This window comes from Streptomyces sp. NBC_00104, from assembly GCF_045160825.1.
Taxonomy (GTDB): domain Bacteria; phylum Actinomycetota; class Actinomycetes; order Streptomycetales; family Streptomycetaceae; genus Streptomyces.
Genome location: NZ_CP108215.1, coordinates 4,736,236 through 4,749,863, shown reverse-complemented (window position 1 = coordinate 4,749,863; position 13,628 = coordinate 4,736,236). Strand labels below are relative to the sequence as shown.

The following is a 13,628-nucleotide window of genomic DNA, read 5'->3' as shown; positions in this document are numbered from 1 at the left end:
CCTGGCCCGTAGCGCTGGTGGACGGCGAGATCGTCCTCCGGCCCATAAGGATGCGCGACCAGCGGGACTGGCGGGAGGTCAACCGCCGCAACCGGGACTGGCTGCGGCCCTGGGAGGCGACCATTCCGCCGCCCACTCCCAGCGGGCCCATCGCGCACCGGCCGACGTACCGTCAGATGGTCCGCCAACTGCGGGCGGAGGCGAACGCCGGCCGGATGCTGCCGTTCGTGATCGAGTACCAGGGGCGGCTGGTCGGGCAGTTGACGGTCGCCGGGATCACCTGGGGCTCCATGTGCTCCGGTCATGTCGGCTACTGGGTCGACGAGTCGGTCGCCGGGCGGGGCGTGATGCCCACGGCGGTCGCGCTCGCCGTGGACCACTGCTTCCGGACCGTCGGACTGCACCGCATCGAGGTCTGTATTCGCCCCGAGAATCGGCCCAGCCGACGGGTCGTGGAGAAACTCGGATTCCGCGAGGAAGGCCTTCGTCCACGATATCTTCACATCGACGGCGCCTGGCGCGACCATCTCGTCTTCGCGCTCACCGCCGAAGAGGTCCCCGAGGGGCTGCTCGCCCGCTGGCGGCGGGAACGGGCGCGGAACGCGGGCTCCGACGCGGGCAAGCCCGGACAGTCCCAATAAATGAAATGCATGTTCGAAGGAAATGTACGAACGGCGACCGGATGCGATCGGCTTGAACGAGTCGAGGACGTTCTCGGCACGTTAATTTCGCGGTCTCGGTGACCTGCTGATCGGATCGGTCACAAAAAAAGCTCGAAATATCAGCCAGATCGTGCGACACACCGGCTCAATTGGCGGATGGCCTCACGCAAACCCCTCTACCGTGTGAGTCGTGAGCAGCAGCGGCCTCATCTACGCAGTCATCGTCGGGGCCTGGGCCGCCTACTTGGTGCCGATGTGGCTCCGTAGGCAGGACGAGCTGAACGAAGCCCGTCCGACGGAACGCTTCAGCACCGCCATCCGGCTGCTTTCCGGCCGGGCGGGGATGGAGCGCCGATACGCCAAGGACCTGCGGGCGCGCTCCACCGAAGAGGGGGAGCCCAGCGCCGATCCGGACGGCGTCACCGACTCGGTGGACGTCCGGGCCTTCGCCATGCCTCCGCGCCGGGAGCACACGAAGGCGCAACTGCCGGTGGAGCGGGGTGAGTCGCCGCAGCACGCGCAGCAGCAGTCGGCGAAACCGGCTTCACAGGCACAGGCACAGGCACAGGCACAGGCGAACGCACAAGCACAGGCGAACGCACAAGCGCACGCACCGGCACAGGCGAAGGCGGTGCCCCAGCAGGGCGGTGGGCCGTCGGCGAAGCCGGGGGCGGCCCATGTGCCCGCGCCCGCCCGGGTGAAGCGTCCGGACCGGCAGACGGCGGGCGCACGCCGGGGCGACTCGGCGGAGGCCAAGGCGCGGGCCCAGCGCTCGAAGGTGCTCGCGCGCCGGCGGCGTACGACGGTGATGCTCTTCCTCGCCTTCACGCTCGGCGCGGTCGTCGCGGCGGTCGGCGGACTCGCCTTCCTGTGGGCGCCGGCCGTACCGGCGGTGCTGTTGAGCACGTACATCGCGCATCTGCGCCGCCAGGAGCTGAAGCGGTTCGCGTACACGATGGACCGGCGGCAGGCCGAGGTGGCGGCGCAGCGGCTGCGGGAGCGGCAGCCCCAGCGGCGGCGCCCGGCGCCGGACCCGGTGGACACCGACGAGCCGGAGGACGGACCGGAGAACGAGGAGGGCCGGGCCGAACTGACCGCGCTCGCGGCCGACCGCCGAGCCCTCGTCGAGCAGACCGACCACGCCGAGTGGGTGGACCAGCAGCGTGAGCGCCAGCGGCGGCCCGGCCAGGGCGACAGCTGGGACCCGGTCCCCGTCCCGCTCCCGACGTACGTCACCGCGCCGGTCGCACCCCGGGCCACCTCCGGGGTCGACCTCAACGCCCCGGACGCGTGGAGCTCCGCGCGCTCCAGCGCGGCCGACCCGCACGGCTCGTCGGGTGCCCCCTCGAACTCCGCGCCCGCCCCTGGGCGGGAGCAGGAGGGGGAGCGCGGCGGCGAGGAGCCGGCGGACGACGCCGGCTCCGGTGACGGGGCCGACGCACCCGACGGCGGCCGTTCCGACGCCCGCCGCGCCGCGTCCGCACGCCGCTCCCGCGAGCGGGGGCGCACGCCGCTCTTCGACCAGTACGAGGACGGCGACCGTCCGCGCGCGGCCAACGAGTGACGCGCGCCCCCTGGATCTCCCACTCCGCTGACCAGCCACGAGCCGGCCGCGAGCCGCTCGGCGGCCCCCCGGGAACGGATTTCCAAGCACCGCGATGGGGATGCTAGAGTTTCACTCGTTGCAAGGGCCTGTGGCGCAGTCTGGTAGCGCACCTCGTTCGCATCGAGGGGGTCTGGGGTTCAAATCCCCACAGGTCCACGCACAGATCAGAGCCCCCAGTGGTGATCACCGCTGGGGGCTCTGACGTGTTGTCAGGACGGGGTGGCGGCGCCTGTTGCCGGTTCGGTGATCGCGTCGAAGTACGGCCAGCCGTCCACCTCGACCGTCTGGGCCGACGGGTGGAGGTCCAGGTTCGGGGCGGCGGCGTCCAGGAGGCGGCGGACCGTGCCGGGCTCGTGGAGGTTGAGGTAGGCGTGGTCGGAACGGCGGACCAGGGCGCCGGAGTCGAAGTAGCAGTTCGAGACGACGCGGTCCTCGGACGGGCCGAAGAGCAGGACCAGGCGGCGGCGCCGGGGGCCCTCCGGGTAGAGGGACAGCTTGAGGCGGCAGTGCTCGTGGGCCACACGGTGGGGGAGTTGGCGGACCGTCCAGTGCCAGGTGGTGTCGCCCACGACGAGACGGCGGAGGCGGTTGTTCTTCGTCACGGGGACACCGTAGGCAGCCAACGCCGATGCGGGCACCGGGATTTACGGGCCCCAGGGCACGGAGGGCACGGTCAGAGGGGCTTCGCGAAGCACAGGCTCAGATCGTGGAATCGGTAGTAGCCGAACTTCGCGCAGGGCTCGTAGCCGCTGGAGGTGTAGAGGGCCACGGCCTCGGGCTGCTTGGCGCCGGTTTCGAGGACCATGCGGGTGCGGCCGCCGGCGCGGGCGTCGGACTCCAGGTCGGCGAGTATGCGGCGGGCCAGGCCCAGGCCGCGGGCCTCGGGGGTGACGTACATCCGCTTGATCTCGGCGTCCCCGTCCTGGTAACCCTCGTCGTTGGTGTCCTGGCTGCGCCAGCCACCCGTGGCGACGGCTCTGCCGTGCTCGTCGTAGGCGATCAGGTACAGCCCGGCCGGCGCTTCGAAGTGCGCCGGGTCCATGGGGGTGGCGTCGCCGTCGTCGCCGTAGCGGACGCTGTACTCGGCCTGGACCTCGTCGTTCAGCTTGACGGCGTCGGGGTGGTCGAAGGACACGCGGCGGATAATCATGTGCTGCATCGTACATCTATGCAAGAGGCGGGCTGCGGTCAGGTGTGATCTTCGTCGGGATCTGGACGCCGTCCTGGGTGCGGGTATCGTGCCCGGGTGCTGACTGTGACCTCTGTGAATGTGAACGGGCTGCGGGCCGCCGCGAAGAAGGGTTTCGTGGAGTGGCTCGCCGGGACCTCGGCGGATGTGGTGTGTCTGCAGGAGGTGCGGGCCGAGCCGGAGCAGCTGCCGGAGGGCGTGCGGCAGCCCGAGGGGTGGCATGTCGTGCACGCCCCGGCCGCCGCCAAGGGGCGCGCGGGCGTGTCGCTCTACAGCCGCCGCGAACCCGACCGGATCCAGGTCGGGTTCGGATCGGCCGAGTTCGACGGGAGCGGGCGGTACGTCGAGGCCGACCTGCCCGGCGTCACCGTGGCCAGCCTCTACCTTCCCTCCGGTGAGGTCGGGACCGAGCGGCAGGACGAGAAGGTCCGGTTCATGGGGGAGTTCCTCGCCTATCTGAAGGAGCTCCGGGAGCGGTCCGCCGCGGACGGGCGCGAGGTCGTCGTGTGCGGCGACTGGAACATCGCCCACCAGCAGGCCGACCTCAAGAACTGGCGGGGGAACCAGAAGAACTCCGGGTTCCTGCCGGAGGAGCGGGCTTGGCTCGGGCAGGTCTTCGACGCCAGTGACGGGGCGTACGTCGATGTGGTGCGCGCCCTGCATCCCGATGTCGAGGGGCCCTACACCTGGTGGTCGTACCGAGGGCGGGCCTTCGACAACGATTCGGGATGGCGGATCGACTATCAGGTGGCCACGGCCGGGCTCGCCGCCAAGGCGGTCAAGGGGTTCGTGGAGCGGGCCGCGACGCACGCAGAGCGGTGGTCGGACCATGCGCCGGTGACGGCGGTTTACGACCTCTGACGCGCCGGGGCCGACCGCCGGGGCCGACCGCCGGGGCCGACCGTCGGGGCCGATCCCGGCTACGGCCCCTGATCGCCCGCTTCGGCCTGCCGCAGCCGCCGGTCCAGGGCCAGGGACAGCTCCGCCTCCGCTACGTTCTTCGCCAGGGGGCGTAGGCGGTTGAGGTCCTCGGGGGTGCGGCCGGGCTGGGTGAGGATCAGGTCGGTGAAGAGGGTGGCGAGGGCTTCGGCGTGTTCGCGTACGCGGCGGCCGGCGGTGAGGACGTCGGCGAGGGGGACGCCCTCGCGGACCAGCGCGGCCGAGACCTCCAGGAGGCGGCGGCTGATGTGGACGATCTCGCCGCCGTCGGTGGCGAGGTAGCCGAGTTCGAGGGCGGCGGCGAGGTTCTCCGAGGTCGCCTGGTCGCCGAAGTGGTCGGCGAGTTCCTCGGGGGAGAGGCGGACCGGGACCTCCTCGGTGGGGGCCCCGAGGCCGAGCAGTTCGCCCACGTCGCGGCCCTCGTCGAAGGCCTCCGCCAACTCGGCTATGCCGCTGAGCGTGTGACCCCGCTCCAGCAGCGCCGAGATCGTGCGCAGTCGGGCCAGGTGCGTGTCGTCGTACCAGGCGATACGGCCCTCGCGGCGGGGTGGCGGGATCAGTTTGCGCTCCCGGTAGAAGCGCAGGGTGCGGACGGTGATGCCGGCCTTCCCGGCCAGCTCCTCCATGCGGTACTCGTGTCGCTCGCCGTCTTCTGCCACGCGCGCAGCCTATGTCGTACCGCTGGTAACTCCAGAGGGCCCGACCCCTACCCATCGGTACGGTCCTGCCCTACGCTCCCACTGCGCCAGTGATTACTGGCGTGGACACGAGGTGCGAACGCGGTGTGCGCACGCGATGAGGCGTGGAGGTACCGGATGGCCGAACGGCAGCAGGGGCAGGGGCGGCGGGGGCCGCATGTACGGGTGGCGGTGGTCGGGTCCGGGTTCGGCGGGCTCGGCGCGGCCGTGCGGCTGCGGCGTGAGGGGATCACCGACTTCGTCGTCCTGGAGCGGGCCGGTTCCGTCGGCGGCACCTGGCGGGACAACGACTACCCGGGGTGCGCCTGTGACGTGCCGTCCCATCTGTACTCGTTCTCGTTCGCGACCGACTATGAGTGGCCGCGCGCCTTCTCCGGGCAGGAGCACATCCGGGCCTATCTGGAGCATGTGACGGACGTCTTCGGGCTGCGGTCCCATATTCGCTTCGACTCCGAGGTGATGAGGATGGCCTGGGACGGGGAGCGGTTGTGCTGGGACATCGAGACCGCGACCGGGCCGCTGTCCGCCGATGTCGTCGTCTCCGCGACCGGGCCGCTCTCCGATCCGAGGATCCCGACCGAGGCGGAGCTGCCGGGGCTGGGCTCGTTCCCCGGCGAGGTCTTCCACTCCGCCCGCTGGGACCACGGCTACGACCTGCGCGGCAAGCGGGTCGCGATGATCGGTACGGGCGCCTCGGCGGCCCAGATCGTGCCGGCGATCCAGCCCGAGGTCGGCCGGCTGACCCTCTTCCAGCGGACCCCGCCCTGGGTGCTGCCGCGGGTCGACCGGGGCATCGGCGGCGTCGAGCGGTGGCTGCACCGGCAGTTGCCCTTCACCGCGCAGGCCCGGCGCGGACTGCTGTGGGGCATGCGGGAGTTGCAGGTGCAGGCCTTCACCAAGCGGCCCAAGGTGCTGGGCGTGGTGGAGCGGGTGGCGAAGCGGAACCTGGCCCGGACCGTCAAGGACCCGGACCTGCGCGCCCGGCTCACCCCCGACTACCGCATCGGCTGCAAGCGCATCCTGCTGTCCAACACCTACTATCCGGCGCTCACGCAGCCGAACGTCGACGTGGTCGCCTCCGGGCTGGCCAAGGTCGACGGCTCCACGCTCGTCGCCGCCGACGGGTCCGCCGCCGAGGTCGATGCGATCGTCTTCGGCACCGGGTTCCATGTCACCGACATGCCCATCGCCGACCGGGTCGTGGGCGCCGACGGCCGGACCCTCGCCGAGGCCTGGGCGGACGGCGGGATGCGGTCGCTGCGCGGGTCGTCGGCCGCCGGGTTCCCGAACTGGATGACGATCATCGGGCCCAACACGGGCCTCGGGAACTCCAGCATGATCCTGATGATCGAGTCCCAGCTGAACTACATGGCGGACTTCGTACGGCAGTTGGACGTGCTGGGCGGCCGGGCCGCCCTCGACGCCCGGCCCGCGGCCGTGGACGCCTGGAACGAGCGGGTCCAGAAGCGCATGGAGGGCACGGTCTGGAACACCGGCGGCTGCACCAGCTGGTATCTCGACGCCAACGGCCGTAACACGACCGTCTGGCCGGGGACGACGTCCGAGTTCCGGGGCGCGACCCGACGGGTCGATCTGAGCGAGTACGCGGTGCTGCGGCCGGCACGGCCGGGTACGGAGAACGAGGAGACGCCCAGGAAGGGCGACACGGCGAAGGTGGAGGCCGGAGCGTGACCCGACTGACCCATGTGAAGCACGGGCCCTACGCGCCGCCCGTCGCCGTAAGAGAGTTGGCGGCCGTGTCCGCCGACGGGGCGCGGCTGCACGTCGAGGTGCACGGACCCGAGGACGCGCCCGCGGTGGTGCTGGTGCACGGCTGGACGTGTTCGACGGCGTACTGGGCGGCGCAGGTCCGGGACCTCGCCGTCGACCACCGGGTGGTCGTCTACGACCAGCGCGGTCACGGCCGCAGTCCCGCCTCCGCCGTGTGCAGCGCGGACGCCCTCGCCGACGATCTGGAGGCGGTGCTCGCGGCGACGCTCGCGCCGGGCGAGAAGGCGGTCCTGGCCGGGCACTCCATGGGCGGGATGACGCTGATGGCGGCGGCCGGGCGGGCGCGCTTCCGGGAGCACGCGGCGGCGGTCCTGCTGTGCAGCACGGGCAGTTCGAAGCTGGTCGCCGAGTCGCTGGTCGTGCCGATGCGGCCGGGGCGCGTGCGCACCTGGCTCACCCGGCAGGTCCTCGGCTCGCGGGCGCCGCTCGGGCCGGTCACGCCCGTCGCTCGGCGGATCCTCAAGTACGCGACCATGGGCCCCGGTTCGTCGCCGGTGATGGTCGAGGCGTGTGCGCGGATCGTGCACGCGTGCCCGGCCAGGGTGCGGCACGCCTGGTCGCATGTCCTCGCCTCGCTCGATGTCGACCACGGGGTACGGGAGTTGACGGTGCCGACGGCCGTCGTCGTGGGCACGGCGGACCGGATGACCCCGCCGGTGCACGCGCGGGCGCTGGCCGCCGCGCTGCCCGACTGCGTGGGCGTGAGCGAGCTGACCGGGGTCGGGCACATGGCGCCGGTGGAGGCGCCGGAGGCGGTCACCGCCCGGATACGCGGGCTCGTGACGACGTACGCGACGAGGTACGCGACGACCGGGCGGGACGAGTTGGAGGAGGCGGGCGCATGAGCAACGGCAGCACCCTGGAGGGGCGGGTCGCGGTCGTCACCGGGGCCGCGCGGGGCGTCGGGGAACTCCTCGCGCGCAAGCTCTCGGTGCGCGGGGTGAAGGTCGCGCTCGTCGGCCTCGAACCGGACGAGCTGAAGCGGGTGTCGGAACGGCTGTACGGGGACAGCGAGTTCTGGCACGCCGACGTCACCGACCATGAGGCCATGGCGCGGGTCGCGGCGGAGGTGAAGGAGCGGTTCGGGCGGATCGACATCGTCGTCGCCAACGCGGGGGTCGCGAACAGCGGGCCGTTCGTGGACTCCGACCCGGACTCCTGGCGGCGGGTCATCGAGGTCAACCTCGTCGGATCGGCGGTCACCGGGCGGGCGTTCCTGCCGGCGCTGATCGAGAGCCGGGGCTATCTGCTGCAGATCGCCTCCCTCGCCGCGATCACTCCGGCGCCGATGATGACGGCGTACTGCGCGTCGAAGTCGGGCGTCGAGGCGTACGCGCACTGTCTGCGTGCTGAGGTCGGGCATCAGGGGGTGGGCGTCGGGGTCGGGTATCTGTCCTGGACCGACACGGACATGGTGCGCGGCGCCGACAAGGACGAGGCGCTGCGGGAGTTGCGGGAGCGGCTGCCGTGGCCGGCCGGCAAGACGTATCCGCTGGGGCCGGCCGTGGACCGGCTCGTCGCCGGGATCGAACGGCGGTCCAGTCATGTGTACGGGCAGTGGTGGCTGCGGGGGATGCAGGGCGTACGCGGGTATCTCCCCGGGCTCATAGGGACGTTCGCGCCCCGGGAGGTGCGGCGGATGGAGCCGCGGCTTCGTGAGGTGTCCAAGGGGCTGGTGGGGGCCGGTGGGGCCGCGGACGAGCGGACGCGGGGGGTGGGGGCGCCGGAAAGCGGATGATCCCGGGCGGGTGGCTGAGTGGGGATGACGGAGCGTTACTGATCGAAATGCGTGGGATGTCGGCGCGTGTTTGTCTGGTCGAGGCCCGATCCCCTCACCCACTACGGGAGTGAATCCACATGGGCATGAAGGACCAGTTCCAGGACAAGGCTGAGCAGCTGAAGCAGCAGGCCAAGCGCAAGGCCGGCCAGTCGCCGGAGGAGCACCAGCGGGCTCAGCGGCCTGGTGAGCGTGAGCGCGAGCGTGACAACGGGCGCGAGCACGGGCAGCCGCAGCGTGAGCGTCAGCCGCAGCACGGGCAGCCGGAGCGTGGTGCGCCGCGACGGGACGAGGAGTCCGAGCGGCTGATGCGGGACGAGGAAGACCGGTTCCGGCAGGACTACGAGGGGTAGGTGCCGGCTCGGCTTCGGTCGTGCGTGACGTGGGGCGCCCTCCTTTTCAGGAGGGCGCCCTGCGTTTGTGTTCGCCGCCCCTACGGGGCTTGCTGGCGTCGCGGTAGCTTCGGGCGGGATCTGTTCGGGGTGTTCGTGTAGTCCGGGGGGTCCGCCGGGGGGTGGGACTTCAGGAGGTCCAGGGCCAGGGACACCGCCGCGTCCAGTTGGGTGTTGCGGCCCTCGGCCCAGTCGAGGGGGGTGCGGAGGACTTCCAGGTCCGGGGTGACGCCTCGGTTCTCGATGGTCCAGCCGTACGCGTCGAACCAGGCGGCGTTCATGGGGACGGTGATGACCGTGCCGTCGCCGAGTTGGTGGCGGCCGGTCATGCCGACGACGCCGCCCCAGGTGCGCAGGCCGACGACGGGGCCGAGCTTGAGGAGCTTGAAGGCGGCGGTGATCATGTCGCCGTCGGACGAGGTCGCTTCGTCGGCCAGGGCCACCACCGGGCCGCGGGGGGCGCTCGACGCGTACGACACCGGCTGGGCGTTTCGGGTCAGGTCCCAGCCGAGGATCGTGCGGGTGAGTTTCTCGACGACCAGTTCGCTGATGTGGCCGCCCGCGTTGCCGCGCACGTCGACGATCAGGGCGGGCCGGGACACCTCCATGCGCAGGTCGCGGTTGAACTGGGCCCAGCCAGAGCCGCCCATGTCCGGGATGTGGAGGTAGCCGCAGTGGCCGCCGCTCAACTCGCGGACGACCTCGCGGCGTTTGGCGACCCAGTCCTGGTAGCGGAGGGGGCGTTCGTCGATGAGGGGGACCACGGCGACGCGGCGGGAGCGGCCTGCGCCTTCCGTGGTGGAGAGGCCTTCGCCCTCCGCGGTGGAGAGGCCTGCGCCTTCCGTGGTGGAGAGGCCTGCGCCCTCGGCGTCGGAGGGGCCCGAAGGGCCTTCCGAGGAAGCTTCCTCGGAAGGGTGGTGGGCGACGGGCTGGGCGAAGGTCAGTTCGACGGTCGAGCCGCCCGCGCCCGCGAGCAGGGGGTACGGGCCCGTCGTCGGGTCCACCGGGCGGCCGTCGACGTGGGTCAGGGCCGAGCCCTCCCGGATGCCAGTGCCGGCCAGGGGGGAGCGGGCCTTGGAGTCGGACGAGTCGCCGGGGAGGATGCGGCGGATCGTCCAGTCGTCGTCCCGGCGGACGAAGTTGGCGCCCAGGAGGCCCTGGCGGCGCTGGTAGTGGGGTGGGCCCTCGTTGCGGCGCGCGGCGGAGACGTAGGCGTGGGAGGTGCCCAGTTCGCCCAGGACCTCCCTCAGCAGGTCCGCGAACTCGTCGGGGGACGCGACCCGTTCGACCAGCGGGCGGTACTGGTCGAGGACGCCGTCCCAGTCGATGCCGCTCATCTTCGGGTCCCAGAAGTACGCGCGGATGAGGCGGCCGGCCTCCGCGTACGACTGGCGCCACTCCGCGGCCGGGTCGACCTCGTGCAGGATGCGCCGGAGGTCGATCCAGACGGTCGAGTCGCTGTCGCCGGACTCGGTGGAGGGGACGGCCCGCAGGTCGCCCTCGTCGACGACCACGAGCCGCGAGCCGTCGCCGCTGACCGCGAACCAGTCCAGATGGTCGACGAGTTCGGACTTCTTGGCCTTGCTGATGTTGAAGTATTCGAGGGTCGGGCGGCCGGTCATGTCGTCCGGGTTGGCGAAGGTCTCGCCCAGGGCGCCCGAGATGGGCCAGCGGAGCCAGACCAGGCCGCCGCCCGCGACGGGGTGCAGCGCCGAGTACTTGGAGGCGGTGACGGGGAAGGGCGTGACGCGGTTCTCCAGGCCCTCGGTCTCGACGGTCACCGTCCCGCCGGTGTCCTCGTCCTCGGTCGGGTCCATGCCCCCGGCGACCGGGCGGCCGTCGGGGTTCAGGGCGAAGGGGGAGGGCGTGGCGGAGGAGAGCGGGACCAGGTAGGGGCGGCAGCCGAGCGGGAAGGACAGGTCGCCGGTGTGGACGTCGTAGACCGGGTCGAAGCCGCGCCAGGACAGGAAGGCGAGGTAGCGGCCGTCGCGCGTGAACACGGGGTTCTCGTCCTCGAAGCGGCCGTTGGTGACGTCGACGACGATCCGGTCCTTTATGCGGGCCATCTTGATCTGGCGGAGGGTGCGGCCGATGCCCGGGTGGGACCAGGTCAGCCAGGCGCCGTCGGGTGAGAAGGCGAGGTCGCGGACGGGGCCGTTGAGGGATGTGATGAGCTCGGTGACCTCGCCGCTCGATTCCTCGGAGCCCGCGTCGGCAGCCGCTTTGCCGGACGCGTCGAACGCATCGGACACGTCGAACGCATCGGGGGCCTCGGATGCCTCGGACGCGTCCGACGCCTCGGACACTGTGAGGAGGAGGACGCGGCCGTCGTCGGCGGCGATGGCCAGGCGTTCGCCGCGTGGGTCGGACACCAGTTCCAGGACGCGGCCCAGGCCGCCGGAGGCGAGGCGGCGGGGCTCGCGGTCTCCGGTGGCCCGGGGGAGGTAGGCGATCTCGATCGCGTCCTCGCCGTCCGCGTCCGTCACGTACGCCACCTGGCCGCCGGAGCCGAGCATCTCGGGCAGCCGGACGCGTACGCCGGGGGTGTCGGCGATGGTCCGGGCGGGGCCGTCGCGGTGGGTCAGCCAGTACAGGCTGCCGCGTACGACGACCGCGCTCGCCCGGCCCGTCTCGTCCACGGAGATGCCGTCGACGTGCTGGGCGGCCGGCACCTGGTATCGCCGCCGCCCGGTGAGCGCCCCGCCGAGCCGGATGTCGAGGCGGCGGGGGACGGCGTCGGCGGCGAGGTCGTCGACGAGCCACAGGTCGCCGGCGCACTGGTAGACCACCCGGGTGCCGTCGCTGGCCGCGTGCCGGGCGTAGAAGGAGTCGTGGTCGGTGTGGCGGCGCAGGTCGGAGCCGTCGTACGCGCAGGAGTAGAGGTTGCCGATGCCCTCGTGGTCGGAGAGGAAGGCGATCCGGCCGCCGACGAACATGGGCGAGTGGAGGTGCCCGTCGAGGTCGGCCAGCAGCCGCTCGCCGTGCAGCCAGAGGCGGCCCATGGCTCCGCCCCGGTAGCGCTTCCAGGACGCCGGTTCGTGCGGGGGCGTCCCGGTGAGCAGCAGGGTGCGGCGCTCGCCGTCGATCTCGGCGCACTGGATGTCGGAGACCGGGCCCCAGGGGAGCTTGCGGCCGGGGTCGCCGTCCGTGCGCACCTTGTAGGCCCAGGTGAAGTACGAGAACGGCTCGCCGTGGGAGGCGACGGCCAGGATGTCCGAGCGGCCCCCGGTGTCGGGGGTCGGGGGCGTCCAGCCGCGGACCTCGGTGTCGGGGCTGCCCCAGTGGGTGAGCCGGCGTGCGGGTGCCCCGCCGTCCACCGGCGTCAGATGGATCTCCGGGAGGATGCTCCGCCAGCTCGTGTACGCGATGTGCCGGCCGTCGGGCGAGAAACGGGGCGTGCTGACCTTCGTACGGTCGACGGTGAGCCGCCAGGCGCGGTCCGAGCCGTCGAGAGGGGCCAGCCACAGGTCGTCCTCGGCCACGAAGCAGAGCCGGTCGCCGTTGAGGTGGGGGAAGCGGAGGTAGCCGGTGTCCCGGCCCGTCCCCTGCTCCCGGCCTGTCCCTTGCTCGTAGGTGTCGCTCACCTCTCCCATGCTTTTCCTCTCGGGAGGCCCCGGCAACTTCACCGCGTGACCCACGACACGAACGAAACCGTTTCGTTTTCTTCAGCTCTCGGTATATCGTCTTAAGCGTACGAAACCGTTTCGTTCGAGAGGCGGTGTGTCCGGCCCGTGCCATGCCGTGCGGCCGGTAGCCTTGTCGTCTCGAACGTGCAGCCGGAGCAAGGGGAGTGGGATGACTGAGACCACGACGGTGCGCCGCAGTCGGATCACGCCCGAGCGCGAGGCCGAGCTCTACGCGGCCGTGCTCGACCTGCTCCGGGAGGTCGGCTACGACGCCCTCACCATGGACGCCGTGGCCGCTCGCACCCGCTCCAGCAAGGCCACCCTCTACCGCCAGTGGGGCGGCAAGGCCGAGCTGGTCGCGAAGGCGATCCGGCAGGAGAAGTCGATGACCTGGACCGGTGTCGACACCGGATCCCTGCGCGGCGACTTCCACGCCCTGGTGCGGCGCGAGGACGACTGCGCCATGGAACAGAGCTCCGCGCTGATGCGTGGGCTGGCCATGGCGGTGCACACCAACCCCGAACTGCTCGGGGCGTTCCGCGAGTTCCTCGTCGAACCGGAGATGGCGGAGTTCCAGCGGGTGCTGCAGCGCGCGGTCGACCGCGGTGAGGTCCGGCCGGACAACCCCGCGCTCGAGTTCGTGATGCACATGATGCTCGGCGCCTTCGTCACCCGGACGCTGCTCGAAGAGCTGCCGCCGACCCAGGCCTTCCTCGTCTCGTACATCGACGCCGTGGTCCTCCCCGCCCTCGGTGTACCGATCGGCTGACCCACCACTGACACCCCCACCGGCACCCCACTGACCCACCTGTGCGACAGCCGCCCGACGTGCGGCTGAGCACCACCTGACGCCACCCGCTCATGTCGTCGGGCCGATCACCCCTGCCTTGCCTCGCCCTGCCTCCTCCCTCCCCGCGGCACGGGCTGATCCGTCCTGCCCTCTGCACC

General features: G+C 71.8%; 12 protein-coding genes and 1 tRNA gene. 9 read left to right on the top strand and 4 right to left on the bottom strand.

Annotated features, from left to right (window positions below):
- The first annotated feature begins 17 nt into the window (after positions 1-17).
- From OG272_RS20700 to OG272_RS20690, 3 genes are all read left to right on the top strand, one after another.
- Positions 18-641, top strand: coding sequence for a GNAT family N-acetyltransferase (locus OG272_RS20700; protein WP_405894366.1), 624 nt, complete (start codon positions 18-20; stop codon positions 639-641).
- Between the two features lie 211 nt (positions 642-852).
- Positions 853-2,226, top strand: coding sequence for a gephyrin-like molybdotransferase receptor GlpR (glpR, locus tag OG272_RS20695; protein WP_405894364.1), 1,374 nt, complete (start codon positions 853-855; stop codon positions 2,224-2,226).
- 124 nt (positions 2,227-2,350) lie between these two features.
- Positions 2,351-2,424: transfer RNA gene (locus OG272_RS20690), tRNA-Ala, on the top strand.
- 53 nt (positions 2,425-2,477) lie between these two features.
- Here OG272_RS20690 and OG272_RS20685 read toward each other — a convergent pair.
- Positions 2,478-2,870 carry a hypothetical protein gene (locus OG272_RS20685; protein WP_327729277.1) on the bottom strand — a complete coding sequence of 131 codons (393 nt, stop codon included), beginning with the start codon at positions 2,868-2,870 and terminating at the stop codon, positions 2,478-2,480.
- A gap of 71 nt (positions 2,871-2,941) precedes the next feature.
- Positions 2,942-3,418, bottom strand: coding sequence for a GNAT family N-acetyltransferase (locus OG272_RS20680; protein ID WP_327729278.1), 477 nt, complete (start codon positions 3,416-3,418; stop codon positions 2,942-2,944).
- A 105-nt stretch (positions 3,419-3,523) separates the two neighbouring features.
- Here OG272_RS20680 and OG272_RS20675 point away from each other — a divergent pair, with 105 nt between their 5' ends.
- Complete coding sequence (locus OG272_RS20675; protein ID WP_326585785.1) at positions 3,524-4,318, top strand: exodeoxyribonuclease III; 795 nt, start codon at positions 3,524-3,526, stop codon at positions 4,316-4,318.
- Positions 4,319-4,377: 59 nt separating this feature from the next.
- Here the strand turns inward: OG272_RS20675 and OG272_RS20670 are convergent, their stop codons facing one another.
- Positions 4,378-5,055 (bottom strand): MerR family transcriptional regulator, encoded by a 678-nt coding sequence (locus tag OG272_RS20670; protein ID WP_327729279.1) that lies wholly within the window; start codon positions 5,053-5,055, stop codon positions 4,378-4,380.
- 156 nt (positions 5,056-5,211) lie between these two features.
- On the opposite strand from OG272_RS20670, the gene OG272_RS20665 reads away from it, so the two are divergent.
- The 4 genes from OG272_RS20665 (at position 5,212) to OG272_RS20650 (ending at position 9,015) form a co-directional block, all read left to right on the top strand.
- Positions 5,212-6,786, top strand: coding sequence for a flavin-containing monooxygenase (locus OG272_RS20665; protein WP_405894363.1), 1,575 nt, complete (start codon positions 5,212-5,214; stop codon positions 6,784-6,786).
- Positions 6,783-7,730 carry an alpha/beta fold hydrolase gene (locus OG272_RS20660; RefSeq protein WP_327729281.1) on the top strand — a complete coding sequence of 316 codons (948 nt, stop codon included), beginning with the start codon at positions 6,783-6,785 and terminating at the stop codon, positions 7,728-7,730. The genes OG272_RS20665 and OG272_RS20660 overlap by 4 nt, the downstream gene beginning before the upstream one ends.
- The gene (locus tag OG272_RS20655; protein ID WP_327729282.1) at positions 7,727-8,623 is read left to right on the top strand and encodes an SDR family oxidoreductase; all 897 of its coding nucleotides are present in this window, start codon (positions 7,727-7,729) and stop codon (positions 8,621-8,623) included. Before OG272_RS20660 ends, OG272_RS20655 begins: the two co-directional genes overlap by 4 nt.
- A gap of 119 nt (positions 8,624-8,742) precedes the next feature.
- On the top strand, positions 8,743-9,015 hold the full coding sequence (locus OG272_RS20650) for a hypothetical protein (protein WP_326582178.1): 273 nt from the start codon (positions 8,743-8,745) through the stop codon (positions 9,013-9,015).
- Between the two features lie 80 nt (positions 9,016-9,095).
- Here the strand turns inward: OG272_RS20650 and OG272_RS20645 are convergent, their stop codons facing one another.
- Positions 9,096-12,647, bottom strand: coding sequence for a S41 family peptidase (locus OG272_RS20645; RefSeq protein ID WP_405894361.1), 3,552 nt, complete (start codon positions 12,645-12,647; stop codon positions 9,096-9,098).
- A gap of 202 nt (positions 12,648-12,849) precedes the next feature.
- Here OG272_RS20645 and OG272_RS20640 point away from each other — a divergent pair, with 202 nt between their 5' ends.
- Complete coding sequence (locus OG272_RS20640; RefSeq protein WP_327729284.1) at positions 12,850-13,449, top strand: TetR/AcrR family transcriptional regulator; 600 nt, start codon at positions 12,850-12,852, stop codon at positions 13,447-13,449.
- The last annotated feature ends 179 nt before the right edge of the window (positions 13,450-13,628 follow it).